Source organism: Pseudomonas sp. Pseusp49 (genome assembly GCF_059491875.1).
The window spans coordinates 2,920,749-2,944,867 of record NZ_CP168514.1; the positions used below are offsets into that span (position 1 = coordinate 2,920,749).

At 61.6% G+C, this 24,119-nt stretch carries 23 protein-coding genes; 7 read left to right on the plus strand and 16 right to left on the minus strand.

The genetic code is table 11. The annotated features are described in order from the left end of the window. Positions 1–4: 4 nt before the first annotated feature. Both ACEN83_RS13245 and ACEN83_RS13250 read left to right on the plus strand, forming a co-directional pair. Positions 5–1,420, plus strand: coding sequence for a Y-family DNA polymerase (locus ACEN83_RS13245; RefSeq protein ID WP_495580559.1), 1,416 nt, complete (start codon positions 5–7; stop codon positions 1,418–1,420). After that, entirely contained in the window at positions 1,396–4,494 is a 3,099-nt protein-coding gene (locus ACEN83_RS13250; protein ID WP_495580560.1) for an error-prone DNA polymerase, read from the plus strand. The genes ACEN83_RS13245 and ACEN83_RS13250 overlap by 25 nt, the downstream gene beginning before the upstream one ends. A gap of 1 nt (position 4,495) precedes the next feature. Here the strand turns inward: ACEN83_RS13250 and ACEN83_RS13255 are convergent, their stop codons facing one another. The 8 genes from ACEN83_RS13255 to ACEN83_RS13290 form a co-directional block, all read right to left on the minus strand. Beyond that, positions 4,496–5,254 carry an alpha/beta fold hydrolase gene (locus tag ACEN83_RS13255; protein WP_495580561.1) on the minus strand — a complete coding sequence of 253 codons (759 nt, stop codon included), beginning with the start codon at positions 5,252–5,254 and terminating at the stop codon, positions 4,496–4,498. Positions 5,255–5,743: 489 nt separating this feature from the next. Then, positions 5,744–6,406: a flavin reductase family protein gene (locus tag ACEN83_RS13260; protein ID WP_007973324.1), complete on the minus strand. Its 663-nt coding sequence runs from the start codon at positions 6,404–6,406 to the stop codon at positions 5,744–5,746. Positions 6,407–6,418: 12 nt separating this feature from the next. After that, positions 6,419–7,906, minus strand: a complete 1,488-nt coding sequence (locus ACEN83_RS13265) for an amidohydrolase family protein (RefSeq protein WP_495580562.1) — start codon at positions 7,904–7,906, stop codon at positions 6,419–6,421. Continuing rightward, entirely contained in the window at positions 7,903–9,099 is a 1,197-nt protein-coding gene (locus ACEN83_RS13270; protein WP_495580563.1) for an amidohydrolase family protein, read from the minus strand. The genes ACEN83_RS13265 and ACEN83_RS13270 overlap by 4 nt, the downstream gene beginning before the upstream one ends. A 122-nt stretch (positions 9,100–9,221) precedes the next feature. Next, positions 9,222–10,304 (minus strand): extracellular solute-binding protein, encoded by a 1,083-nt coding sequence (locus ACEN83_RS13275; protein ID WP_102674048.1) that lies wholly within the window; start codon positions 10,302–10,304, stop codon positions 9,222–9,224. 16 nt (positions 10,305–10,320) lie between these two features. Next, positions 10,321–11,109: an ABC transporter permease gene (locus tag ACEN83_RS13280; RefSeq protein WP_007995935.1), complete on the minus strand. Its 789-nt coding sequence runs from the start codon at positions 11,107–11,109 to the stop codon at positions 10,321–10,323. After that, a complete protein-coding gene (locus ACEN83_RS13285) occupies positions 11,106–12,023 on the minus strand; it encodes an ABC transporter permease (protein ID WP_007973317.1) in 918 nt (305 codons plus the stop codon). The genes ACEN83_RS13280 and ACEN83_RS13285 overlap by 4 nt, the downstream gene beginning before the upstream one ends. Before the next feature lies 1 nt (position 12,024). After that, positions 12,025–13,110: an ABC transporter ATP-binding protein gene (locus ACEN83_RS13290; protein ID WP_104448379.1), complete on the minus strand. Its 1,086-nt coding sequence runs from the start codon at positions 13,108–13,110 to the stop codon at positions 12,025–12,027. Between the two features lie 140 nt (positions 13,111–13,250). Between ACEN83_RS13290 and ACEN83_RS13295 the strand changes: the two genes are divergently transcribed. Beyond that, the gene (locus ACEN83_RS13295; RefSeq protein ID WP_007973313.1) at positions 13,251–13,940 is read left to right on the plus strand and encodes a GntR family transcriptional regulator; all 690 of its coding nucleotides are present in this window, start codon (positions 13,251–13,253) and stop codon (positions 13,938–13,940) included. 169 nt (positions 13,941–14,109) lie between these two features. Then, positions 14,110–16,221: a hybrid sensor histidine kinase/response regulator gene (locus ACEN83_RS13300; RefSeq protein WP_495580564.1), complete on the plus strand. Its 2,112-nt coding sequence runs from the start codon at positions 14,110–14,112 to the stop codon at positions 16,219–16,221. A gap of 175 nt (positions 16,222–16,396) precedes the next feature. Here the strand turns inward: ACEN83_RS13300 and ACEN83_RS13305 are convergent, their stop codons facing one another. After that, positions 16,397–16,918, minus strand: a complete 522-nt coding sequence (locus tag ACEN83_RS13305) for a DUF4142 domain-containing protein (protein WP_218481853.1) — start codon at positions 16,916–16,918, stop codon at positions 16,397–16,399. Positions 16,919–16,961: 43 nt separating this feature from the next. Further along, the gene (locus tag ACEN83_RS13310; protein ID WP_165824763.1) at positions 16,962–17,138 is read right to left on the minus strand and encodes a hypothetical protein; all 177 of its coding nucleotides are present in this window, start codon (positions 17,136–17,138) and stop codon (positions 16,962–16,964) included. Here ACEN83_RS13310 and ACEN83_RS13315 point away from each other — a divergent pair. Continuing rightward, on the plus strand, positions 17,137–17,370 hold the full coding sequence (locus ACEN83_RS13315) for a DUF465 domain-containing protein (RefSeq protein ID WP_116580630.1): 234 nt from the start codon (positions 17,137–17,139) through the stop codon (positions 17,368–17,370). The two genes, ACEN83_RS13310 and ACEN83_RS13315, sit on opposite strands and share 2 nt — an antisense overlap. Before the next feature lie 109 nt (positions 17,371–17,479). Next, entirely contained in the window at positions 17,480–17,641 is a 162-nt protein-coding gene (locus ACEN83_RS13320; RefSeq protein WP_007976519.1) for a hypothetical protein, read from the plus strand. Positions 17,642–17,663: 22 nt separating this feature from the next. Here the strand turns inward: ACEN83_RS13320 and ACEN83_RS13325 are convergent, their stop codons facing one another. The 4 genes from ACEN83_RS13325 to ACEN83_RS13340 all read right to left on the minus strand — a co-directional run bounded on the left by ACEN83_RS13325 (position 17,664) and on the right by ACEN83_RS13340 (position 22,149). Further along, entirely contained in the window at positions 17,664–18,626 is a 963-nt protein-coding gene (locus ACEN83_RS13325) for an IS110 family RNA-guided transposase (protein WP_495580838.1), read from the minus strand. A gap of 331 nt (positions 18,627–18,957) precedes the next feature. Then, a complete protein-coding gene (locus ACEN83_RS13330; protein WP_495580565.1) occupies positions 18,958–20,037 on the minus strand; it encodes an SMP-30/gluconolactonase/LRE family protein in 1,080 nt (359 codons plus the stop codon). Beyond that, a complete protein-coding gene (locus ACEN83_RS13335) occupies positions 20,034–21,179 on the minus strand; it encodes a sterol desaturase/SRPBCC family protein (RefSeq protein WP_495580566.1) in 1,146 nt (381 codons plus the stop codon). The genes ACEN83_RS13330 and ACEN83_RS13335 overlap by 4 nt, the downstream gene beginning before the upstream one ends. A 106-nt stretch (positions 21,180–21,285) precedes the next feature. Further along, positions 21,286–22,149, minus strand: a complete 864-nt coding sequence (locus tag ACEN83_RS13340) for a LysR family transcriptional regulator (RefSeq protein WP_495580567.1) — start codon at positions 22,147–22,149, stop codon at positions 21,286–21,288. 186 nt (positions 22,150–22,335) lie between these two features. Between ACEN83_RS13340 and ACEN83_RS13345 the strand changes: the two genes are divergently transcribed. Continuing rightward, positions 22,336–22,932 carry a hypothetical protein gene (locus ACEN83_RS13345; RefSeq protein WP_495580568.1) on the plus strand — a complete coding sequence of 199 codons (597 nt, stop codon included), beginning with the start codon at positions 22,336–22,338 and terminating at the stop codon, positions 22,930–22,932. A gap of 81 nt (positions 22,933–23,013) precedes the next feature. On the opposite strand, the gene ACEN83_RS13350 is transcribed toward ACEN83_RS13345, so the two are convergent. Both ACEN83_RS13350 and ACEN83_RS13355 read right to left on the minus strand, forming a co-directional pair. Beyond that, complete coding sequence (locus tag ACEN83_RS13350; protein WP_007987439.1) at positions 23,014–23,328, minus strand: SCP2 sterol-binding domain-containing protein; 315 nt, start codon at positions 23,326–23,328, stop codon at positions 23,014–23,016. A gap of 64 nt (positions 23,329–23,392) precedes the next feature. Next, the gene (locus ACEN83_RS13355; protein ID WP_015094879.1) at positions 23,393–24,103 is read right to left on the minus strand and encodes a histidine phosphatase family protein; all 711 of its coding nucleotides are present in this window, start codon (positions 24,101–24,103) and stop codon (positions 23,393–23,395) included. Between the last annotated feature and the right edge of the window lie 16 nt (positions 24,104–24,119).

Sequence of the window (24,119 nt, forward strand, 5' to 3'; positions counted from 1 at the left end):
TGCCATGCGCTGGGTCTGCATTGTTTTCCCGCAACTGGCGCTGGACGCGGCATTGCGTCAGCGCGCCGATCCAGATGAACCCCTGGCGTTGCTGACCGGGCCGGCCCAGCGCCGGGTGCTGCAGGCCGTCAACGCTGCGGCGCGGGCGCTGGGTTTGCGTCCCGGCCAGTCCATGAGCGCGGCACAGGCCTTGAGCAAGGGGTTTGCCACGGCTGAATACGACGCCGGTGAAATCGAGCGCTGGCAGCAGTTTCTCGCCGCCTGGGCCTATCGCTTCAGTTCCCAGGTCAGCGTGCATTACCCCCGGGCCCTGGTGTTCGAGATCGAATCCAGCCTTGGCCTGTTCGGCGCCTGGCCGCAATTCGAAGCGCTTTTGCGCCGTGAGCTCGGCGAACTGGGGTTTCGGCACCGCATCGTGGCCGCGCCCAACCCGGTGGCGGCGCGGGTGCTGGCCAATGCCTATGACGGCCTGGTGGTACCGGATGATCAAGCCTTGCAGCATCACCTGGGGCAGATGCCCGTCGACCGGATCGGCCTCGAAGCACAGGTTGCCACGGCCTTGTCGCGCATGGGCCTGCGCACCTTGAGCCAGGTGCAGGCGTTGCCCCGGCAGAGCCTGGCCCGGCGTTTCGAGGCCCAGGTGCTCAAGCATCTGGATGCCCTGTTGGGTGTGCGACGGCTGGCGCTGGCGTTTTACCTGCCGCCGGACCGCTTCGATGTGCGTATCGAGCTCAATTTCGATGTGCAGTCCCATCAAGCCCTGCTGTTTCCGTTGCGCCGGTTGACGGGTGACCTGTCGGCGTTCCTCTGCGGTCGCGACAGCGGCGTACAGCGTTTCGACCTGCATCTGGAGCACGCCGGGTTGCCGGATACGCTGATCAAGGTCGGCCTGCTCAGCGCCGAGCGTGATCCGGCGATGCTCTTCGAACTGGCCCGGGGGCGGCTGGAGCACGTCCAGGTCGAGGCGCCGGTGCGCGGCTTTCGCTTGTGTGCCGAGGATTTGCCGACCTTCGTGCCCCAGCATCAAGAGCTGTTCGACGATCGCCCGCAGCAGTCCTTGCCCTGGGAGCAACTGCGCGAACGCCTGCGGGCACGGCTGGGGGATGATGCGGTGCATGGCTTGCGCTTCCAGGCCGATCATCGCCCCGAGTACGCGTGGCAGGCCAGTGCCGACAGCCAGCCGTGCGCAGCGCTGGGCGCCGTGAAGCGGCCGGGCTGGCTGCTGACCGAGCCGCTGGCCGTGCACCAGGGTTCGGCGCGCATCCTCATGGGGCCGGAGCGTATCGAGTCCGGCTGGTGGGACGGTGACGACGTACGCCGCGACTATTACCTGATCGAAACCCGTGCCGGCCAACAGGGCTGGGCCTACCGGGCGGTCGGCGAGGACGGCCCGTTGTGGTTGCAGGGCTGGTTCGCATGAGCCGCGACTATGCCGAATTGCACTGCCTGTCGAACTTCAGCTTCCAGCGTGGTGCCTCCAGTGCCCTCGAGCTGTTCCAGCGCGCGAAAAAACAGGGTTACCAAGCCCTGGCGATCACCGACGAATGCACCCTGGCGGGCATCGTTCGTGCCTGGCAAGCGGCGAAGTCCGTGGAGTTGCCGCTGATCATCGGCAGTGAAATACGCATCGAGAACGGTCCGAAACTGGTGCTGCTGGTGGAGAGCCTCGAGGGCTATCAGGCGCTGTGCCGATTGATCACCCGCGCCCGGCGCCGCACGCAGAAAGGTCAGTATCAGGTGCTGCGCGAAGACTTCGGCGAACCGTTGCCGGGGTTGTTGGCGTTGTGGGTGCCGGACGCTGTCGATGCCTTTGCACAGGGCCACTGGCTCCAGCAGGTCTTCGGCGAACGCCTGTGGCTGGCGGTGCAGTTGCATCGCGGTCAGGACGATGGGCAACGCCTGAACGATTTGCTCACACTGGCTCGGGAACTGCGAATTCCAGCCGTGGCCAGTGGCGATGTGCACATGCACGCACGCGGGCGCCGGGCCTTGCAGGACACCATGACCGCGATCCGTCACCACCTGCCGGTGGCCGATGCCGGGTTGCGCCTGCACCCCAACGGCGAGCGCCATCTGCGCAGTCTCGATGTGCTGCAGGCGCTTTACCCGCCAGACTTGCTGGCGCAAACGCTGGTCATTGCCCGGCGCTGCACCTTCGACCTCGGCCAGCTGCGTTATCAATACCCCCGCGAACTGGTGCCGCAAGGGCATTCGGCCACCTCGTGGCTGCGTCATTTGACTGAGGAAGGCATCGAGTGGCGCTGGCCAAAAGGGCCGAAAAACGAAGTGTTGGTGCAGATCGATAAAGAGCTGCAACTGATCGCGGAACTGGGCTATGAAAGTTATTTCCTGACGGTCCACGACATCGTCCGCTTTGCCCGCCAGCAACAGATTCTTTGTCAGGGTCGTGGTTCTGCCGCCAACTCGGCAGTGTGCTTCGCCCTGGGGATCACCGAAATCGATCCGGATCGCACCACCTTGCTGTTCGAGCGCTTTCTGTCCAGGGAACGTAACGAACCGCCGGACATCGACGTCGATTTCGAACATGAACGCCGCGAAGAAGTCTTGCAGTACGTCTTCCAGCGTTATGGCCGGGCCCGCGCCGCGCTGACGGCGGTGGTCAGCACTTACCACGCCGCCGGTGCGGTACGGGATGTGGCCAAGGCATTGGGCTTGCCGCCGGACCAGATCAACGCCCTGGCCGATTGCTGCGGTCACTGGAGCGATGAAACGCCCCCCGTCGAACGCCTGCTTGAAGGTGGTTTTGACCCGCAGAGCCCGGTGCTGCACCGGGTGCTGAGCCTGACGGGGCAGTTGATCGGCTTCCCCCGGCATTTGTCCCAGCACCCCGGCGGTTTCGTGATTTCCGAGCAGCCGCTGGACAGTCTGGTGCCGGTGGAAAACGCCGCCATGGCCGAGCGCACCATCATCCAGTGGGACAAGGATGACCTCGACGCAGTGGGCCTGCTCAAGGTCGATATCCTGGCGCTGGGCATGCTCAGCGCGATTCGTCGATGTTTCGATCTGCTGCGCCGGCACCGGGGCCAGGACCTGAGCCTGGCGACCATCCCGGCCGAGGATGCGGCCACCTACGAAATGATCGGTCGGGCCGACACCATCGGCGTGTTCCAGATCGAGTCCCGGGCGCAGATGTCGATGTTGCCGAGGCTCAGGCCCAAGACGTTTTACGACCTGGTGATCGAGGTCGCCATCGTTCGGCCGGGGCCGATCCAGGGCGGCATGGTGCACCCGTACCTGCGGCGACGGAACAAGGAAGAGCCGGAGGCGTATCCGTCGCCGGAACTGGAAGTGGTGCTCAAGCGCACCCTTGGCGTGCCGCTGTTTCAGGAGCAGGTGATGCAGATTGCCATCGTCGCCGCCGACTACAGCCCCGGCGAGGCCGATCAGCTACGCCGCTCCATGGCCGCCTGGAAACGCCACGGCGGGCTCGAACCGCACAAGGAGCGGCTGGCCGCCGGCATGAAGAAAAACGGCTACACCGCCGAGTTCGCCGCGCAGATCTTCGAGCAGATCAAGGGCTTTGGCAGCTACGGTTTCCCCGAGTCCCACGCCGCCAGCTTTGCCTTGCTGACGTACGCCAGTTGCTGGTTGAAATGCCACGAGCCGGCGGCCTTCGCCTGTGCGCTGATCAACAGCTGGCCGATGGGGTTCTACAGCCCGGACCAGATTCTGCAGGACGTTCGGCGTCATCATTTGCAGGTTCGCCCGGTGGACGTGCGCGCCAGTGACTGGGATTGCAGCCTGGAACCGATCAGCGGTGCGCAACCGGCGATTCGCTTGGGGCTACGCATGATCAAGGGCTTTCGCGAGGACGATGCCCGACGCATCGAAGCGGCCCGCTCGCAAGGCGCGTTCGCCGACATCGCCGACCTCGGTGGGCGGGCGCGGCTCGATACCCGCGCCCAGGAGCAACTGGCCGATGCCGGCGCGTTGCGTGGCCTGGCCGGCGACCGCCACCGGGCGCGCTGGGAAGTGGCCGGGGTGCAAAAGCAGCTGGGGTTGTTTGCCGGCCTGCCGAGCCAGGAGGAGGATGCGGTGGCGCTGCCCAAACCTACCGTGGGCGAGGACCTGCAAGCCGATTACGCCAGTGTCGGCACCACCCTCGGGCCGCACCCGCTGGCTCTGTTGCGGGGTGAGTTGAAGGCGCGACGCTGCCGCAGTTCGAAAGAGTTGCTGGACGTCGAGCACGGTCGGCCGGTCAGCGTTGCCGGGCTGGTCACCGGCCGGCAACGCCCGGCCACCGCCAGCGGCGTGACCTTTGTCACCCTCGAGGACGAGTTCGGCAACGTCAACGTGGTGGTGTGGCGCGACCTGGCCGAGCGCCAACGCCAGGTGCTGGTCGGCTCGCAGCTGCTCAAGGTCGATGGGCGCTGGGAGAAGGAGGGCGAGGTCCGGCATCTGATAGCCGGACGCTTGAGTGACCTGAGTGCGTTGCTCGATGGCATCACTGTGCGTAGCCGGGACTTTCATTGAGTCACAGGGCTTCAGGACGTTGAGTGTCGGCAGCAAGGTCGGTGAGTAGCTGCCCTGTTGCCACAGGGCGTTCGATCATGGGCAAGTGGTTGCAACCTTCAAGGGTGACAGCCTGTCCGCCCCGATCATCGGGCAAACCGTTTTGCAGGGTCTCCAGGGCGGAAATATCGATCACCTTATCTTCGCGGCAGCCGATGCCAAGTACCGGCATGGTGAGCTGCGCCAGCCGAGGGTCCAGCGCGAGCCATTGGGACGGTGGACGGATCTGCGCCAGGGAGGACTCGATAAAGTTGCGTTGGCGCCGATTGCCTGCAATCGCATCTTCCACTTCCTGATCAGACATTTCGGGAGGATCGAGATAGACAAGTCGGGCAGTGCGTTCGACGCCGGCACGGTCATCGTAGATAAACGGGTTGTCACCCGCATTCAGCGCCCGGATGAAATCGTTTTCGACAAAGCTCAATCCAAGCGGGCTGATCAGCACCAGGCGCGCAATGCGCTCCGGCCTCTGGGCGGCGAACACTCCGGCAATGGCACCGCCCATGGAGTGGCCGACCAGATTGATTTCGCGCAGGTCGAGCGCAAGCAGAAAATCATTGAGCCGTGCGGCTTGTGCATCAATGTCGTAATTTTCACCTGCAAGGCGCGTTGACTCGCCCCAGCCGGGAAGGTCGGGAATGATCACATGAAAGCGTGCGCCGAGGTCCTCGCCCAGCGTGCGCCAGACCTCCTTGTTTGAAGAAAAGCCATGTACCAGCAACAGTACCGGACCGTTTTTTGCGCCCTCGTAGTACGACCAGGTCGTGTCACCTGCCAGGATCGACCTGGTCTTCAAGGGGAAGTCTGTCGGGGGAGTTGCCTGGGCGCCGCCTGGGCGCCGCCCAGGACTGCGAGCGTGGTAGTGGCGACTATTGCGCTGAGCAAGCGGGTGAGTCGCCGGCTCCGTGTCTGATGGCGAAGGGCATCCATGTCTTTGAGATCCTGATGACGGGTGAGCTGAGAAGCAAGAGGGAGGATTTGAAGGGGGATGGGGTACGGCGGCAATGCTGGCACCTGAAAAATGTACGACCTCGAATTTCAGATGCCGACGCGGGCAATCAGGCGGGTTCTTGGCCTGCCGCAACCTCTGTAGGAGCTGCCGAAGGCTGCGATCTTTTGATCTTGATTCTTGGCGGCTTCAAGACTGCTGAAGATCAAAAGATCGCAGCCTTCGGCAGCTCCTACATGGAAGGGGGTGCATCTACAGAGATTATTTGGCCAGTGGCCAAAACCGCTCGCCACCGCCCGGGGCATCCGTCCACGCCTGCAACGAACGTGTCGGCAAATCGAAGTAATCCCGCGTGCGCGCATAGCCATGCCCGCCCATGCGTCCGATCGCATCCAGCCCCAACTGATCGATGTACAGGGTTTTCGGGTCGATCAGTTCGTCACGCACATGCGCCATCAGCACCTCCCCAAAGATGATCTCCCGGGATTGGCCGATGGACAGCGCCATCATCCGCCGGCACTCCAGCGCCACCGGGGCTTCGCCGATGCGCGGGCATTTGACCGTGGTGCCGGGGATGGCGGTGAGGCCGGCGGCGGTCAGTTCGTCGAAGCCGGGGGCGAAGGGCACGGCACAGACGTTCATGGCCTCCACCAGCGCGTCGCTGACGATGTTCACGGTGAATTCCTGATTGAGCTGGATATTGCGGGTGGTGTCCTTGGGGCTTTGGTCGCCGTAGTTTTCCACGCCAAGGGCGAGGATCGGCGGATCGGCCGACAGCGCATTGAAAAAGCTGAACGGCGCCGCGTTGATCCGGCCTTCGCCGTCGACGGTGGTGACCAGGGCAATCGGTCGTGGCACGACGCTGCCGATCAGAATCTTGTATTTGTCCCGTGGACTCAGTGTGCTGAAGTCAAAGCTTTGCATAGGCAGAATTCCCTAAAGGAGAGGCTCGATGGCGCTCAGCGGTGTCTGTGCGCTGTAGTCGTCGGCGAACGGGATGGCCGGCTGGAACAGGCTCTTCCAGTCCGGTTGGCCGAAGGCCCGGTCGCTGTGACTGCGCATGAGTTTTTCGAATTGGCGTTGGGCCTGGCGTTGCAGGGCAGGGTAGTCGACGCCCTCGACCTGGCCGTCCTGCATCACGCAGCGGCCATCGATGTAGCTGGCGATGCAGTCGTCGCCGCGACCGGCCAGCACAAGATTTTTCAGCGGGTCGAACAAAGGCCCCAGGTGCATTCCGCGCAGATTGAACACGCTGATGTCGGCCTTGCAGCCTGGCGCCAGTCGTCCGAGATCATCACGCCGCAGTGCTTTGGCGCCGCCAAGGGTCGCAGCGTTGTACATATCCAGTGTGCTGGTCAGCGAGTTGCCGCCCTCCATCAGTCGGGCGATGTTCAGGCCCTGGCGCATGTTGTCCAGCAGGTCCGCTGGCCAGGTGTCGGTGCCGAGGGCGAAGTTGACGCCCCTGGCGCGATAGCGGCCAAACGAGTTCAAGGCCTCGCCGTCCCGGGCAAACACCACCGGGCAATGCACCAGGCTCGCGCCGCCATCCACCACACGTTGCAGGTCGTCATCACCCTGGGTGTAGATACCGTGGGGCAGCAGGCTGCGTGGGGTCAGCAGCTCAAGCTGCTGCAACCAGCCCAGCGGCGAAGTACCGCGCAATTGCTCGACCATCGCCACTTCACCGAGGCCCTGACAACAGTGCAAACGCATCGGTGCGTTCAGTTCCCGGCTCAGCGCGGCGGTGCGTTGCAGCAGCGCCGGGGTGCAGGTCTGGATGCGATCGGGCAACAGTGCACCGCGAATCAGGCCGTTGTTCGCGCCGTCGAAATCCCGGAAAAACCGTTCGGCGGCATCGAGGCCGGCCATGCCCCGGGCTTCGTCCCAGTGGTGCGCCAGGGTGCCATCGGCGCGCCAGTAACTCATGCCGCTCATGTAGCAGGGCCCCAGGTAAGTGCGCAGTCCCAACTCGGCCGCCACGCCGGCGACCGCCGCAAACTCGTCGTAGGTCTCGGCCCACTCGCGGTAATACATCGAGGTGATCGGCATGGCCGTGGTGATGCCGTTGCGGATCAGTTGCGTGAAGGCGTAGCGGTATTTGAAGACTTCTTCTTCGGGGCTGTAACTTTCCCGCGATCCGCGCGCCAGATATTGCGCCGACCACATCCGGCCCATGTTGCGCTCGTCGCCGTTGTCCAGGGTCAGTACCGTGGAATCGAGATCGCCAAGGGCATCCAGATCGATGAAGCCGGGGCCGATCAACGCGTTGCCGTAATCGATCCACTGATCCACCGGGCCCGGATAACCGCGCCCGACAAACTCGATGCGCGAGCCTAAGAACACCACTTCGCCGTCGCGCCACAGCACATGCTGCGTGCCGTCGAAGCCGACCACGCAACTGGCCCGCAAGCCGATGCGCTTCACAGACGGCTTTCCAGCAAACGACCGCCCGCAGCGATCAAACGACCGGCACGATAGACTTGACGCGGCGGTCGCGAAACCACCGCTTCACCCAGCGTTTGCACGGGCATCAGCAGGAAATCCGCCGGCTGGCCGATCTGCAGGCGATTGGCTGCGCAACCCAGCGCCTGGGCGCCGTTGACGGTCGCCGCGTCGAACGCCGCCGCCAGTTCTTCGTCCTTGTTCAAATCGAAGCGGAACGCCAGCAGCATCGCGCGCTCCAGCATGTCGCCATTGCCCATGGGCGACCAGGCATCACGAATGCCGTCCGAGCCCAGGCACAGATTCACGCCGGCTTCGCGCAGGGCCAGGAACGGCGGTACCGCGCAATCGGCCGGGGCCGAACTCATCAGCGAAATTCCCAGTGTCGCCAGGCGCTCGGCCACCGGTTTGACCTGGCTCCATGGCAGCATGCCGAGGCAGTAGGCATGGCTGATCATCACCCGGCCTTGGCGGCCGAAGCGCTCGGTGTAGTCTGCAATGAGCGCGATCTGCCACAGGCCCAGTTCGCCCTTGTCGTGCAGGTGAATGTCGACGCCACGGTCGAATTCGCTGGCTAGCTTGAAGACGAAATCCAGTTGGGCAATCGGGTCGTTGTCGATGCCGCACGGGTCCAGGCCACCGACGTTCTCCACGCCCAGGGCCATGGCTTCGCGCATCAGTTCGGCGGTGCCGGGGCGGCTGATCAGGCCGGTTTGCGGGAACACCACCAGTTGCAGGTCGATCAGGTCGCGGTATTGTTCGCGCAGTTGCTGCATGGCCTCGACATGCCGCAGGCCGAACTCCGGGTCGATATCGACGTGGCAACGCATGGTCAGCGAGCCGCGGGCGATGCAGTTTTCCAGCAGGGCCCCAGCCCGCTGCGCAATCGGTGTGGTGACTTCACGCAGGATGCGCCGTTCGTTGGCGATGTAGTCCTTGAGGGTCGGACCGGCGCTGTTGGGTCGCCAGGGCTGGCCCCAGAGGGTTTTGTCCAGGTGGACGTGGCTTTCCACCAGGGCGGGGGTGAGCAACTGGTTCTGGCCGTCGATGTCGGTGGCGGCCAGGGCTTCGTTCGAAGCCGGACGGCGTTGGGTGAACCGGCCGTTTTCGATCAGCAGGTCTTCGGCGGGGGTGCCGTAGGGGCGCACGTTGCGTAGCCAGCGGGGTTGATTCATTGCAAACCTCAAGTTGTATGTTGTCAGGGCCGGCCTCTTCGCGAGCAAGCCCGCTCCCACAGGGGAATGCATTTCAAATGTGGGAGCGGGCTTGCTCGCGAAGGCGGCGACTCGGTTTCGGATCAGCCCTTGAGCTTGGCCCAAATGCGGTCCTGCAGCTCCCGCGCCTTGTTGCTGCATTCCTTTTCAGGACGCAGGCGCGAGGCGAACTCGTCGGGCATGTTGATGGCATCCATCACCCGCCATTTGGCGTCGATCAGTTTGTCGCTCTGGATGCCGTTGGCGTAGGCGATGGCGTTGGACACGGCGGCGGCGTTTTCCGGTTTCATCATCCAGTCGATGAAAATCTTCGCGTTGCCGGGGTGGGGCGCGCTCTTGGGTACGGCGAAGTTGTCCTGGAACATCGCCAGGCCTTCCTTCGGATAGACGTACTTGATGGTGCTCTTCTGCAGGGTGGCGCGGGCAGTGGAGCCGTTCCAGTTCTGCATCATGATCACTTCGCCTGAGGCCATGCGGTCGACGGTGTTGTCCGAGCTGTACATCTTCAGGAAGGGTTTCTGTTTTTGCAGCAGTTCGAGGATGCGCTTGGCGTCCTGCGGGTTTTCGCTGCACTCGTCGACATTCAGGTAGTGGCTGGCGGCGTTGATCACGCTGCTGGAGGTGTCGAGGGCGGCGAGCTGGCCTTGCAGTTCCTTGCGCGGCTCGAAGAACTCTTTCCACGAGTCGTCGAGCTTGCCGCCGGGCACCCGGGCGCTGTCATAGGAGAACCCGGTGGTGCCCCACAGGTACGGTGCCGAGAACTTGCGGCCCGGGTCGAAGCTCGGGTCGCGGAACGCGGGTTTGACGTACTGGAAGTTGGGCAGGGCCGAGGCGTCGATTTCCAGCAGCAGGTCCTGGTTGATCAGGGTGCGCATGATCGATTGCGACGGCACGATCACGTCGTACGCCGCGCCGCCGGCCTGCAATTTGGCCAGCAGGGTTTCGTTGCTGTCGTAGCCGTCCATGGTGACCTTGATGCCGGTCTCCTTTTCGAACTTGGCCAGCAGGTCGACCGGGTAGTAATCGGTCCAGTTGTAGAAGAACAGCTCCTTGGGCTCGGCGGCCTGGGCGCTGGACGCAGCGAACGCGGTGAAGCAACTCAAGGCCAGACCGGCAACGGCGAAACTGGCAGCAGCAAAACGGGGGCTTTTCACTTTCTTGCTCATAAAGAAGTCTCCAGGCTCATTGTTGTTTGCCGCGCTGTCCCAGCCAGAAGGCCAGCACCACCAGCACGATGGAAATCACCAGCATCAGGGTCGAAATCGCATTGATCTCCGGCGTCACGCCGGCCTTGATCGCCGAGAAGATGTACACCGGCAAGGTCGTTGAACCGGGACCTGCGACAAAGAAAGTCATGATGAAATCGTCGAGGCTGACCACGAACGCCAGCACCGAACCGGACAGCACCGCCGGCCACAGCAGCGGCAAGGTCACCCGGCGAAACACCTGCCAGGGGTTGGCGTACAGGTCGTTCGCCGCTTCCAGCAGGCTCTTGTCCAGGTCATTGAGCCGCGCACGGATCGGCAGGTAGGCAAAGGGGATGCAAAAGCCGATGTGGGCGACGATCACCGTCAGCAGGCCGAGCTTGATTCCCAGCGCCATGAACAGCAGCAGGGTGGCCACGGCCGTGACGATCTCCGGCAGGATCAGCGGCAGGTTGATCCCGCCTTCGACCATTTTCTGTCCGTAGAACGGCCGGTACGTCGCCAGTGCCGCGAGCAGGGCAATCGCCGTGGCGCAGACCGTGGCGATGCTGGCGACGATGATCGAGTTCAACGCCGCGGTCTGGATCGACGGGTTGGCCAGGATGCGTCCGTACCAGGCGAACGAAAACTCGGTCCACACCGTCGCCGAACGGTTGGCGTTGAAGCTGTAGGCGATCAGCACGAAGATCGGCAGGTACAGATAGGCCAGCATCAACAGGCTGACTTCACGGGTCAGCGGCAGTTTCTTCAGGTGCAGGGCAATCATGCTTGGGCTCCTGGGCGTTGGGTCTTGGCGGCGTTGCGGCTATAGAGGGCGTAGAGCACCAGGGACAGCAACATGATCCCCAGCAGCAGGAACGACAGCGAGCTGCCCAGCGGCCAGTTGCGCGCGGTGCCGAACTGCTGCTGGATCAGGTTGCCGATCATCAGCGTCTTGCCGCCACCGAGGATCGCCGGGGTAATGAAGGCACCCAGGCTCGGCACGAAAACCAGCAAGGCACCGGCAATCACCCCCGGCATCGACAGCGGCAAGATGATCCGCCGCAACGCATGCCAGCGATTGGCGCCCAGGTCGTAGGCGGCTTCCACCAGGCGCCAGTCGAGTTTCTCCAGGGTCGAGTAGATCGGCAGGATCATGAACGGCAGGAAGCTGTAGACCAGGCCGACGCTGACCGCGAAGTCGTTGTAGAGCAGGGTGATGCCACCGGCCTGGGGGAACAGCGCGTTGAGGCTCTGGGCGACCCAGCCGTGTTCGCGCAGGATGATCAGCCAGGCATAGTTGCGGATCAGCAGGTTGGTCCAGAACGGAATGGTGATCAGCAACACCATCAGGTTGCGTCGGCGCGGCGTCAGGCTCGACATCCACAACGCCACCGGGAAGCCGAACAGGAAACACAGGACCGTGGTGCCACCGGCCTGGAACACCGAGCGCAACAACGCCTGGGCGTAGACCCAGTTCAGCTCCAGCTCGCCGTCGAAACCTTCCTGGAAAAACAGCTGCACATAACTTTGCAATTGCCAGTTGGCCTGCCAGTCGACGCCGCCATAGACGTTGCGCGGCAACAGGCTGATGTAGCCCATGATGCCCAGCGGAATGGCGATCAGGGCCAGCAGGGTCAGGACGACCGGGCTGAGCAACAGCGCGCGGTTGAGGGCCGGGGAAGTGCTGCTGACGCTCATCTCAGGCCTCCATCAACAGGCAGGCGTGGGGCGGCAGGTTGACCGCGACGCGATCGCCCACCACCCGCCCGTGGCTCAGGCCTTCGTTGTTCTCGCGCAGCATGACCTTGATGTCGTTGTTCAAGCGGCACTGATAGAGCGTGGCCGTGCCGACGTAGAGCACGGCCTCGATCACGCCGCGCAGGTGATGGGGCTGCGACGGCTCGACCAGTTGCGAACGCTCGGGGCGGAACGCCAGTTGCACCTTGCTGCCGTCAAAGCCCTGGGCCGGGCAGGGAATTTCCACGGGCATGCCGTTGGGCACGAAGAGCTTTTCGTTCTGCTGGCCACGCTTGAGATGCCCGGGGAGGAAGTTGATGTCGCCGATGAATTGCGCGACGAACTGGTGCTGCGGACGCTCGTAGATTTCGTTGGGCGTGCCGATTTGCAGGATCTTGCCGGCGGACATCACGGCAATGCGATCGGACAGGGTCAGCGCTTCTTCCTGATCGTGGGTGACGAAAATGAAGGTGATCCCGGCCTCTTTTTGCACGCGCTTGAGCTCGACCTGCATTTCCTTGCGCAGCTTGAGGTCCAGCGCCGACAGCGGCTCGTCGAGCAACAGTACTTTCGGTTTCGGCGCCAGGGCCCGGGCCAGAGCCACCCGTTGCTGCTGGCCGCCGGAGAGTTCGGCCGGTTTGCGTTTGGCCAGGTGCTGCATTTGCACCAGCGCGAGCATTTCCTCGACCCGCTGCGGGATCAGTTTGCGATCAAGGCCCTGCATCTCGAGGCCGAAGGCGATATTCTGCGCAACACTCATGTGTGGAAACAGCGCGTAACTCTGGAACACCGTGTTGACCCGACGCTTGAACGGCGGCAAATCGTTGACCGGCTCGCCCGCGAGGCGGATCTCACCGTCGCTGACGTGCTCGAAGCCGGCAATGGTGCGCAGCAGGGTGGTCTTGCCACAGCCCGAGGGGCCGAGCAGGGTGAAGAATTCGTTGTCGGCGATGTCGACAGAAACATTGTCCAGGGCTGGCGCCAGCCCAGGGTCGTCGGAATATCGTTTGGAGACGTTTCGCACTTCAATTGCAACTGGATGACCCATAATGGTGCATTCCTCTAATTATTGTATGCAAAATCTGGATGCAATTTAGAAATACCCGGATTAACCTGCTCGTGCAAGCCCCTTTTTCAAAGGCTGATCATTCGCCAGGGGCGTTTGCACAGGGCGCAAGGAGTTGATGAATGACGGAAAAGAAACTGGAAACCACGGTCGACCGCGTCTACCAAGGGGTTTACGAGGCGATCAGCAAGCGCTCGTTGCGTCCGGGGATGAAGCTGGGCGAAGCCTCGCTGGCCGAGCTGTTCAACGTCAGCCGCACGTCTGTGCGGGCTGCGCTCAAGCAGTTGGAGGCCGATGGGTTGGTCACCACCGAGCCCAATAAAGGTGCATCGGTGTCATTGCCCAGTGACGAGGAGATCCGCTCGCTGTTCGAAACCCGGCGCCTGGTCGAGATCGGTATCGTCAGTGAACTGTGCCGTCGCCGTGATACAGCGGTGACCCAGGACCTGCGCGATCACCTGCTGCTGGAAGATGAAGCGCATCAAAGCGGTGATCACGAACGGCTGATTCACCTGCTCGGCGAGTTCCACATCAAACTGGCCCGCAGCCTGAACAACCCGGTATTGCTCGACTGGTTCCAGAAGCTGATTTCCCGGGCCTCGCTGTATGCCGCCGCACTGGATGACGACAGCCACGAAGCCTGCCGCGACGATGAACACCTGCGGTTGATCGAGTACATCGAAGCGGGCAACCAGAGCGCGGCCATCGAGTTGACCTGCATGCATTTGAATGGCATCGAGAAGGCCATTCTCGATGTCGCGGCCACCCTGAAAAGCAGTTACAACCCGCTCAAGCATCTGATTGAGGTGTAGGAGCTGCCGAAGGCTGCGATCTTTTAAAAATCAAAATCAAAAGATCGCAGCCTGCGGCAGCTCCTACAGGGGGTACCTATTTCATTGCATCAGCTATACCTCTATGAAACGAATCGCGCCCGGAATGCTCGAAACAAACGGGTGCCATTTACCGGGATAGAGCCAGCCGATGCAGTTTCTAGCGGATAGCCACGGATGTGCCGGGTGGAGCGGCGAAATGGCCGGGCGCATTCGTGCGTTCGACTGGAGCCGGACCGAACTGGGCCCGCTCGACTCATGGTCCAGGAGCCTGACCAGCGCGGTGCAGCTGATGCTCGCTTCGCCGCTGCCAATGGTGATGCTCTGGGGCCAGTCCGGGTACATGATCTATAACGACGCTTATTCCAAGTTTGCCGGTGGGCGTCATCCGTACCTGCTCGGCTCCGCCGTGGAACTGGGTTGGCCCGAGGTCGCCGAATTCAATCGCCACGTGGTCGACACCTGCCTGGCGGGCGGCACCTTGTCCTTTCGCAACAAAGAACTGGTGCTGCTGCGTGACGGGGTTCCGGAAGATGTCTGGATGGACCTGTACTACAGCCCGGTAGCCGACGATGACGGACGCCCGGCCGGGGTCATGGCCATGGTGGTGGAAACCACGGATCGGGTGATCTCCGAACGTCGGCGACAGGCGGCTGAAGACGCCTACCGCGCCGACAACGAACGGGTGCGCCTGGCGCTGAACGCCGGTGCATTGCTCGGCTCCTTTGTCTGGGACATCAAGGCCAACGTGCTGTCGGGCGATGAGCGTTTCGCCCGCACGTTTTCCTATCCCCTCGGGCAAGACCTGGAAAACCTGTCCCAGGAAACCGCAGAAAGCCGCATCCATCCAGATGACCGCAGCTGGGTCAGGGAACGCGTCAGATTGTCGGTGGAGACGGGCGAGCCCTACAACGTCGAATACCGGATCCAGCGCCCCGACGGCAGTTACCTCTGGATACTCGCCAGTGGCTGTTGCGAGTTCAATGAACAGGGCGAGGCGTTTCGTTTCCCCGGCGTGCTGATCGACATCCACGAACGCAAGACCGCCGAAGAGTCCTTGCTCAAGTTCACCCGCAACCTGGAGCAGCGGGTGGCCGATGAGGTCGAGGCGCGGCTGGCGGCGGAAGATCAATTGCGCCAGTCACAGAAGCTGGAAGCCATCGGCGGCCTCACGGGCGGTGTGGCCCATGACTTCAACAACCTGTTGCAAGTGATCGCTGGCAACCTGCACTTGCTGGCGCGCCATGAGCGGGGTAACGCCAATGTGCAGCGCCGGGTCTCGGCGTCGATTGCCGCCGTCGAGCGCGGCGCCAAGCTGTCCTCGCAATTGCTGGCGTTCGCCCGCCGCCAACCCTTGTCGCCCGCGGTCTTCACATTGCGGCAGATTTTCGATGGCCTGGCGGAGTTGTTGCTGCGTGCCCTGGGTGAAACCCTTCAGGTTCACATGACGGCACCCGAGGATTCGTGGAATGTGTTTGTTGATCGCAACCAACTGGAAAACGCCATTCTCAATCTGGCGATCAATGCCCGTGACGCCCTTCAAGGCGAGGGCAGGATTGACCTGTGCGCGGAAAACATCGTCCTCGATCGCACGTTTTGCGCCGGTAGGGGCATTGCCCCGGGGGACTATGTGCGGGTGTCCGTAACCGATACCGGCGTCGGCATGCCGCCACAGGTGCTGGCCCAGGCGTTCGAGCCGTTCTTCACCACCAAGGCCGACGGGCAGGGCACCGGCTTGGGCTTGAGCATGGTGTTTGGCTTCGTCAAGCAGAGTGGCGGTCATATCGAAATCGCCAGTGACGTGGGTCGGGGGACCCGGGTGCAATTGTACTTTCCGCGTACCCTGCGCGCGGTACCCAGTGAAAGGCCGGGCCCTGATATGCCGCAACGGGGCGGGCACGAACGCATCCTGGTGGTCGAGGACAATGAGGCTGTGAGAGTGTCGGCGGTGGAGTTGCTGGGCGAGGAGGGTTATCAAGTCCTCACTGCCGCCAACGCAGACGTCGCCATGCAAATGTTGCTGGATGGGGTGACGGTGGACCTGATATTCACCGACGTGGTCATGCCCGGCCTGATCAAGAGTTCGGACCTGGCGGCCTGGGCTAAGGTGCAGGAGCCGCCGGTGGCGGTGCTGTTCACTTCGGGGCATACCCGCGACATCATCTCGCGCAATCACCAGCTTAGTCCGGATACCCATTTGCTCAGCAAACCCTACAGTGCTGAAGCGTTGACGCAAATGGTGCGGACAGTTCTTGGCGGCTGACACAAGTCCCTGTGGGCGAGCTAACGCTCGGCCTGTAGGAGCTGCCGAAGGCTGCGATCTTTTGATTTTGATTTTTGACAATGTCGAAGGGGGCGGAAGATCAAGATCAAAAGATCGCAGCCTGCGGCAGCTCCTACAGGGAAACACTCTTCCATCAGTACCATGGATGACGCAGTTATTTGCTCGGATGGGCGGCCTGGAGTTTTTTCGCCATTTTCAGGTGTTTTTCCAGCGTCGGCAGCATTTCTTGCGCAAAGCCCTTGAGCTCGGTGGCGCCTTTGACCCGGTCGTCCGTCACTGTATTGGCTTCCTTCTTGAACAGGTCGATGGTTTCTTCATGGGCCTTGACCTGGTTGTCGGCATAGGCCGCGTCGAAGGATTCGTCGCGCATGTCGAGAATTTTTTCCTTGGCTTGCTTGGTCAGCGTCGTGCTGTCCGGCACTTCGATGTCGAATTTTTTCGCCAGGGCGGCCAGGTCATGGTTGGCCTTGGAATGATCGGTAATCATCATCTTGGCGAATTTCTTGATGTCGGCCGATGCACTTTTTTCCAGGGCCAGCCGGCTGGTCTCGACTTCGGCGATGCCGCCGGCGGCCGCTTTGTCGACAAAGTCATTGGACGTGGCAGCCAGGGCACTGCCCATGCAGCTGCTCATAGCGATAACCAGGGCCAGGTGACGCACGTTGAGTCTGTCCATTGGTGATTCTCCACGCAGGTTTCCAAAGGTGATCGAGTGATCGTTAACCGGTGGAGGCGACGGCGCAGACAAAGGTTTTATCGCATTTGCGACAGGACGACGAACGGGCACCGCTGGTCTGACAGGTGGTCGACAGAATGGGCCAACCGAGGCCATTCTGATAGTTGGTGAACGCAATCAGTCGGCGTTTGCTACCGATTAACAAACGGAGGTGTTCCATGCCGGTGCCCCATGACCTTTTTCAGGATCTGAGTTGCACAAAGGAAGAAATCCAGCAGAAACGCACCAAGGATCCGTTACTGGATTCACTGATCAACAAGTATTCCCAGGCTGATGCCGATGTGGTGAAAGCGGAGCAAGCCAAATCCAGCGATGATGCGGTGACGAAGCTCAAGGCGAAGCGCTTGGAGGTCAAGGACAAGATCGTCAAACAACTCCAGTTGCGGTCCTGATCCAGCGTGCCTGCCACCGACGATCGGTGACTGGAAAGTTGGAACGGCCACCAGAACCGGCACCTCGAATGCTCAGAGACCGATATTACGGCTCTCGACGAGGTGCCTCATGACCCAGCCCAAATATCCCAGTGAACAACAGGGTGGCTACGACCCGATACCCACTCATCCCGAACCGCTGAGCCCCGAACACACCACGGTCAATCCCGAGGAAGAACCGGGCATCGATGAATGGCCGGACGATGAAGGTGTCGACAACGATCCAGAGTAAACACCGTCCCCTGTGGGAGATTCTATGGTTGAGGGAAAGCCCTCAACTGGCTTTTTGGTTGATATTCGCTTTGCCCTTTCAGCAAGGCGAATACCACCCGAGCAAGCTTGCGAGCCAGCATCACCAACGCCTGAGTGGTGCTGAACCCCCGAGTTCTTTGTTCTTCGTAATACCCTTTCCAGGCTTTCGTACGGCTAGCCGACATCGCTGCATTGTGCAGAAGTCGGCGGGCCTCGGGGTCACCGCGCTTGGTCAAACTGCGGCGAGCGTCTTTCTGTCCTGATTTCGCCACCCGTAAATCCATGCCCAGGAAGGCGATAAATGCATCCGCGTTTCTAAAATCCCCTCGCTGAAATGCGGTTATCAAGCGGGCCCCAGTCAAAAAACCAATACCCTCAACTTTCAGGCAGCGCTTCAATTGACCGAGCAAACCGGCTTCTTTGAGCTGATCGTTGATCGTCTTTTCGATCAGCGTCTCAAGCTGCTGCATGGACTTCACTTGCTCGGCAAAAGCCGCCTTGAGCAGCGGCTCATTCGACCAGCTCTGCACCAGGCCGACCCTGGCCTGGACCAAGGCTGCGCGACGGCGGAAAAGGCTCAGGAGCTGGCGGTACAGCGGTGAGGGCGGGGTCCAAGGACGCAACTCCTCGGCTTCGTTCTTCAGGTAACGAGCCAGTAGCTTGGCATCCAGCGCGTCGGTTTTGGCGCGGATTTTCACGCCTTCGCGATAATGTTTGAGTTCATAGCCTCCCACCATGTAAATCGTGCAACCGGCCTCATAGGCCAGATCAGCGAAGTCCAGGTGGTAGATGTTGGTCGCCTCAATGGCAATAGCCACCGTCCCCGACAACGCCTTCAGCCACTGCTTGATGGATGTTTTGGTGTTGGCAATCTCTTCAAGAAAATCACCATCAGACTGATAAATCACCAGTTCATTCTTGGCGACATCCACACCCACGATCGGTTTTGATAGAGAGACCGGCATTGCCACAGGATTTCCTCCGGGATAAGGTTTGAGCACTTGAAGGGCTCACCCAGAGGCGCAGGCTTGTTCCTATCGTCGGTCTAGCCAGATGCATTCTTTATCGGCGCTTGGGTGAAAGGAGGAGGGGCGATATCTCCCACGGTCTGTACTGCGTCAACAGTCAGAATCGAGCCTTGTCCCTCCTCCTCCCTTCAAGTCCTACCATACAAGCGAGCTTGCTCCGGGCGGCGTTCCGACGATAGCGGTGGGTCAGTCGATATAAATACGGACTGGTCGGGCGCCATCGCGAGCAAGCTCGCTCCCACATTGGTGCTTGGTTGAACTCAACAGATCATTGCAACGCCTTGCTCAAAGGCAGCCGCGCCATGTTCCGTGCCTTCAGTGAACCGAAATACAACCAGTCCCCATACTCGCGCACCGTGGTGATCGGTGAGTAGTTGTCGCTGCTGCCGTCCTGCAGGTTGGCGATCACTTTGCCTTCAAGGTCCAGGCCCAGGGCGAACCCGCGCTTTTCCACGGGTTTGGGCAGGACGGTCATGGCTCGCACGATCATCTTGCGCACGAACGGATGCGCCGCCGTGCCATCGAGCAGGGCGTTTCGGGGGGCATACAGCGCTACCCAGAACCGGTCGTGACCATTGAACGACAGGTTGTCCGGCAGGCCCGGCAGGTTGTCGATGAACAGGTCTTGGGTGCCGGCCTTGGGGCCGCTGAGCCAATAGCGGCTGATGCGGTAGGCGCCGGTTTCATTGACCAGTACGTAGGCATCGTCCGGTCCCAGGGCCACGCCGTTGGCAAACTCCAGCTTGTCCAGCACAACCGCCGTCTTGCCGGTCTGGAAGTCGTAGCGCAGCAATCGACCGTCACCACCGTGTTCGAGCACGGCCTCTCCGTCGTGGCCATAACCGAAGCGGCTCGAAGCGTCGCTGAAATAAGCGTAGTGACCGGGTTTGTCGATGACCACATCATCGGTAAATCCGAAGGGAACGCCGCCAGCCTCTGTGGTCAAGGCCACCAGGCGACCCTGGGCGTCGAGAGACAACAATCCTTTGACGGCATCGGCGATCACCAGCAGACCATTGGGATGCCGGGCCAGGCCCAATGGCCGGCCACCGGTGTCGGCCAGGACTTTGGTGGTCTTGCCATCCAGGCTGGTGCGGATCAGGCGCCCGTCGTGCAGGCCGGTGATGAGCGTGTCGTTTTCCAGCAGCAGGGCTTCCGGCCCGTCGATGTCGGCGGCACCGACGCGCTCCACGCCTTTGAGGCGCTGATTGTCGGCGTAGATGCCGCTGGAGAGGGATGGCGCGGGTTTTGGCGTCCAGGCCACCGGTCGCACCTTGGTCGGCATCAGCAGCAGGAAGGCGCCGATGACGACAAGGACCAGCAGCAGGCATTTGAGGATTCTGCTCACGCGTTGACTCCAGTTGCCACCAGGTATTTCTGCGCCATCTCGCGCAATGCTTGCATCGACGCCGCCGATTCCCGATCGATTCGCCGCTTGAGCAACAACCGGTTGGCAATCCGCATCGCCAGACCGCTGAATCGGTATTCCAGGGTGCGGACGAAACGTGTGTCCTGGCCCTCGGCTTCGCATTCGTAGGTCACCACCAGCGACAGGCCATGGTCACCCTGGGCGCGTGCGCTCCAGCGCTGGCCGGGCAGGTAGTGCGCCACTTCCCAGATCAAGTGTCCTTCACGGCCGCCGGCACGGATGTCTTCCTCGAAACGTGCGCCGGCCTGCAATGGACCTTTTGGCCCGTCGATATGCAGCGACGACGGGTGCCATTGCGGCCAAAGGGTCACGGTGCTGGCGTAGGCCAATACATCGATCGGGTGTCCGGCAATGACAATCTGATGCTGCATGCGGGTCATGGGCGTTCTCGTCGGGTTGAGCGGCGCAGGTTCCGGCTCCCAATAGAGGGTGCCGAACAGGTAGTCCATCAGCGGGAAAACGATGTTGAAATTGCGCTCCTGCATCCGTTCGCGGCGGTGGTGCAGTTCGTGCAGCCGGCGCATCTGGCGGATCCACGGCAGCCGTGTGAGCGGATTGTGCGACGGCAGATGCTCGCAGGCATGAAACACTTCATAAGCCAGGTAGCCGAGGACAAGAACGCCGCCGACCAGTCCGGCGACGTTGCTATCGAAGTGCTTGAGCAGCCACCAGATGGGCAGGGCCACGGCGAGCGTGTGCAGTACGATCAGCCAGGCCGGAAACAGGATCACCCGCCAGTCGCGGGCGCTGTCGTAGGTCATGTGGCCAGGGGTGAAAAAACTGTGGTGGTCGCCGGCGTGACGGGCATAAAACATCCGGGCGAAGCGCTTTTTATGATGCCCCAAGTGGCGATGCACCACGTACACGCCGAGGTTGAACGCTAGCAGCGTGACGGGTACTGCAAGCCATTCCCTTGGCTGTACCTGATGCACGTTGCTCCAGAAAGCGCTGATCGCCAGCGCCCCGAACAACAGGACGAACGCGCCGTGCAGCCAAGGGTTGTAGAGCGGATGAATGGCGGCGCGGTAACGGCTGCGGAATCCTTCGGTGGTCTGCCTCACTGCAATCACCTGTGGTTATTGTTATCTCCTGCAGATTAGTCGATTGCGCTGTTCTGGCGGGGTGAACCTTGAGGACACAACGGCCATGATCCGGTGCAAACCGGTCTCAGGTCAGCGGGTCCCAGCGTTGCGACCAGTCTTCGTCGGAATCGATCACCTCGCGCAGCAGGTCGAAGGCGTGTTGCAGCGTCGACGAGTCACGATCGCGGGAGTAGACCAGATAGGTCGGGTAGCTGAATTCCGGAGCCTTGGGCACCCGTTCCAGGGCACCGCTATCGAGATAACTTTGCACGACACGGGTGCGGAAGTAACCACTGCCGCCGTTTTCGAGAAGGAACTGCAAGCCCAACGGGCCAAGATTGAAGCTCAGCGCAGCCTTGGCTTTTTCCGGCAGGGCGGCATCGTGCTGGCGCCGGAATTCGGCGCCCCAATCGATGTACACATAAGGATCGGGTCTGTCGGCCAGGCGCACGAGAATCAGTTTTTCTTCGAGCACCTGCTCGACCTGCAAACGCGGCCAATACTCGGGCTGATACACCAGCGCAGCATCCAGAACGCCCAACTCCAGTTGGCGCAGGAGGTTTTCGCCGTCATGGATTTCCATGCGCAGGGCGTGGCTGGGGATGTGCTTGCGGATTGCGCCGGCCCAGCCGAGCATCAGCGGGTTACACAGGCTTACCTCGCCACCGATGTGCAGCACATCGCGATAACCCTCGGGCAAGGGCAGATCACGCCGCGCGGCGTCCCAGGTTTGCACCAGTTGATTGGCGTACACCACGAACGCTTCACCGTTGGGCGTCAGGCGAGCGCCGGCACGGTTGCGCACGAACAGGGTACTGCCCAGTTGGCTCTCGAGTTTCTGCACCCTTGCGGTGATCGCGGTCTGGGTGACATGGAGCTTTTGCGCGGCGGCAGCCAGGCTGCCATGGCGGACGATTTCGAGGAAGGTGCGGGCGAGGTCGATGTCCATGGGGCGGCCGGTGTGGGGAGTTCGGGCATTGTAAGTTCACTCACTCCCTTCGGATACCCAAGCCAGGCCGCTTCCATGATTGCCCTGCCAGTGCACGGACGACACATTCTCCGGCAGTCAGTTTTAACTCCGTGATAGATCGGGTAGATTCCCCCGCTCGATCCGACAGACAAGGACAGCTACCCAGTGTTATTTCTTAATGGCAGTAACCCAAAAGGCCTCTTGATCGCGGCGCTGATAGCCGTCGGCCTGGCCGGGACTCCTGTGCGCACCATCTCAGCCAGCAACCTGCCTGACACCATCATGATGACGAGTCGCGCGACAGGGGCGAGCGGGCCCATGTTCGATGCCACGAAATGGTTCCGCAGTGGCATGTACGTGCCTCAGGAACTCGATGGCAAGGTGAATCCCTACATCATGACTCGCAGCAAGCCCTTTGTTTTCAAGGCCAAGGACAACGAGTTTCTGATCCAGGCAGCCATTGAGGCGTTGGAGGATGTTCAGCCCGAAGTGAACACCAGTCCCGTCTGGAATGCCTGGCCAGTACTGACCCGGCGTGTGCGTTACGACTACAGCGTCTTCAGCGCCCCGGACAAGCCGTCGGATATTTACAACCTTTATCTGCAAGTGAGCTATCGCCGGTTTGTCATCGGTGTTCAGCTTGATGGAGACGATGGCAACCTTGCTTTCGACGGTGAGGTGGTGGAAGTGGACAACACAAACGAAGAGCACGAAGGGTACATCAAAGTCTTCGAAGAAATGGATGACGCCGGTACTCGTTGAGCCTTGAAACGACGAATCCCGCCACGAGGGGCGGGATTCGATTGCGGCCTTGCACGCTCCCGAAGATCGGGAGCCAGGTGCTTAGGACGGGAACAGCTCGGACAGTTTCATGGCCAGCATCATGTCGCCTTCAGCGCGCAGTTTGCCGCCCATGAACGCTTGCATGCCGTCGGTTTCGCCGCTGACGATGCCTTCCAGGGTTTCGCCGTCCATCACCAGAGTCACCTGGGCGTCCGGGTTCTCGCCTTCCTGCAGCTCGCAAGTCTGGTCTTTGACGATCAGCGAGAAGTTCTTGGTGTCGTCGATGCGGAAACCGAAGACCAGGTCCAGACCGGCAGCAGCGGCTGGGTTGAACTTGGCTTTCATTGCTTGTACGGCGTCTGCTACGGAGGTCATGGTTCGATCCTTTCTTGGGTAATAAGAGCTGGGTGATTACAGCCAGGGTCACAATAGTCCGGACTCAGCGAAACGTGATGAGTTCCGGGGCCTTCAACAGTTGCAGGTGCGCATGACTGTTGAAGGAAGCCAGCGACACCTCGCGACCACGAAACTTCAGCTGGTTGAGCGAGGTGTTGACGATTTGCCAGTTCAATTCAAAGGCCTGCCGGGCAGGCATTTGCGTAATCAGGTGGAGCAGGGCGGTGATGGTGCCGCCGGAAGTGAACACGGCGATTTTCTGGGTGTTGTCGGCCTGGTCGAGGATGCGATGCAAGCCGGCCCGCACCCGCTCGACAAACCCCAGCCAGCTTTCCAGGCCCGGTGTGTCGTAGGTACCGGCGAGCCAGCGTTCGATGATCAGGGCGAAGATGCGCTGGAACTCACCACGGTTTTGTGCGGCGTTGCGCAAGATGTTCAGCGCTTCGGGTTCGTCCGGCAACATGGCCGGCAACAGCGCGCGGATCACCGCGTCGGCGTCGAATTCGTTGAAGGCGGAGTCGGTTTCCAGCAGCGGCACCGGCAGGCCCACCGCGGCGAATTGTTCCAGCGCGCTGTTGGCCGTGTGCTGCTGGCGGCGCAGATCCCCTGCCAGGCAGCGGTCGAAGCTGATCCCGAGTTCGGCCAGGTGCCGGCCAAGGATTTCCGCCTGACGGATGCCGGTCGGCGACAGGACGTCGTAGTCGTCTGCACCGAAGGAGGCCTGGCCATGTCGAATCAAATAGATACTGCCCACGTCCGCGTCATCCCGG

Bases quoted from the DNA above. Each gene is read 5' to 3' on its own strand.
- ACEN83_RS13285 (WP_007973317.1), bottom strand. From the start codon at position 12,023: ATGAGCGTCAGCAGCACTTCCCCGGCCCTCAACCGCGCGCTGTTGCTC.
- ACEN83_RS13245 (WP_495580559.1), top strand. From the start codon at position 5: ATGCGCTGGGTCTGCATTGTTTTCCCGCAACTGGCGCTGGACGCGGCA.
- ACEN83_RS13300 (WP_495580564.1), top strand. From the start codon at position 14,110: ATGCAGTTTCTAGCGGATAGCCACGGATGTGCCGGGTGGAGCGGCGAA.
- ACEN83_RS13295 (WP_007973313.1), top strand. From the start codon at position 13,251: ATGACGGAAAAGAAACTGGAAACCACGGTCGACCGCGTCTACCAAGGG.
- ACEN83_RS13320 (WP_007976519.1), top strand. From the start codon at position 17,480: ATGACCCAGCCCAAATATCCCAGTGAACAACAGGGTGGCTACGACCCG.
- ACEN83_RS13325 (WP_495580838.1), bottom strand. From the start codon at position 18,626: ATGCCGGTCTCTCTATCAAAACCGATCGTGGGTGTGGATGTCGCCAAG.
- ACEN83_RS13275 (WP_102674048.1), bottom strand. From the start codon at position 10,304: ATGAGCAAGAAAGTGAAAAGCCCCCGTTTTGCTGCTGCCAGTTTCGCC.
- ACEN83_RS13310 (WP_165824763.1), bottom strand. From the start codon at position 17,138: ATGGAACACCTCCGTTTGTTAATCGGTAGCAAACGCCGACTGATTGCG.
- ACEN83_RS13270 (WP_495580563.1), bottom strand. From the start codon at position 9,099: ATGAATCAACCCCGCTGGCTACGCAACGTGCGCCCCTACGGCACCCCC.
- ACEN83_RS13290 (WP_104448379.1), bottom strand. From the start codon at position 13,110: ATGGGTCATCCAGTTGCAATTGAAGTGCGAAACGTCTCCAAACGATAT.
- ACEN83_RS13315 (WP_116580630.1), top strand. From the start codon at position 17,137: ATGCCGGTGCCCCATGACCTTTTTCAGGATCTGAGTTGCACAAAGGAA.
- ACEN83_RS13350 (WP_007987439.1), bottom strand. From the start codon at position 23,328: ATGACCTCCGTAGCAGACGCCGTACAAGCAATGAAAGCCAAGTTCAAC.
- ACEN83_RS13340 (WP_495580567.1), bottom strand. From the start codon at position 22,149: ATGGACATCGACCTCGCCCGCACCTTCCTCGAAATCGTCCGCCATGGC.
- ACEN83_RS13260 (WP_007973324.1), bottom strand. From the start codon at position 6,406: ATGCAAAGCTTTGACTTCAGCACACTGAGTCCACGGGACAAATACAAG.
- ACEN83_RS13305 (WP_218481853.1), bottom strand. From the start codon at position 16,918: ATGGACAGACTCAACGTGCGTCACCTGGCCCTGGTTATCGCTATGAGC.
- ACEN83_RS13280 (WP_007995935.1), bottom strand. From the start codon at position 11,109: ATGATTGCCCTGCACCTGAAGAAACTGCCGCTGACCCGTGAAGTCAGC.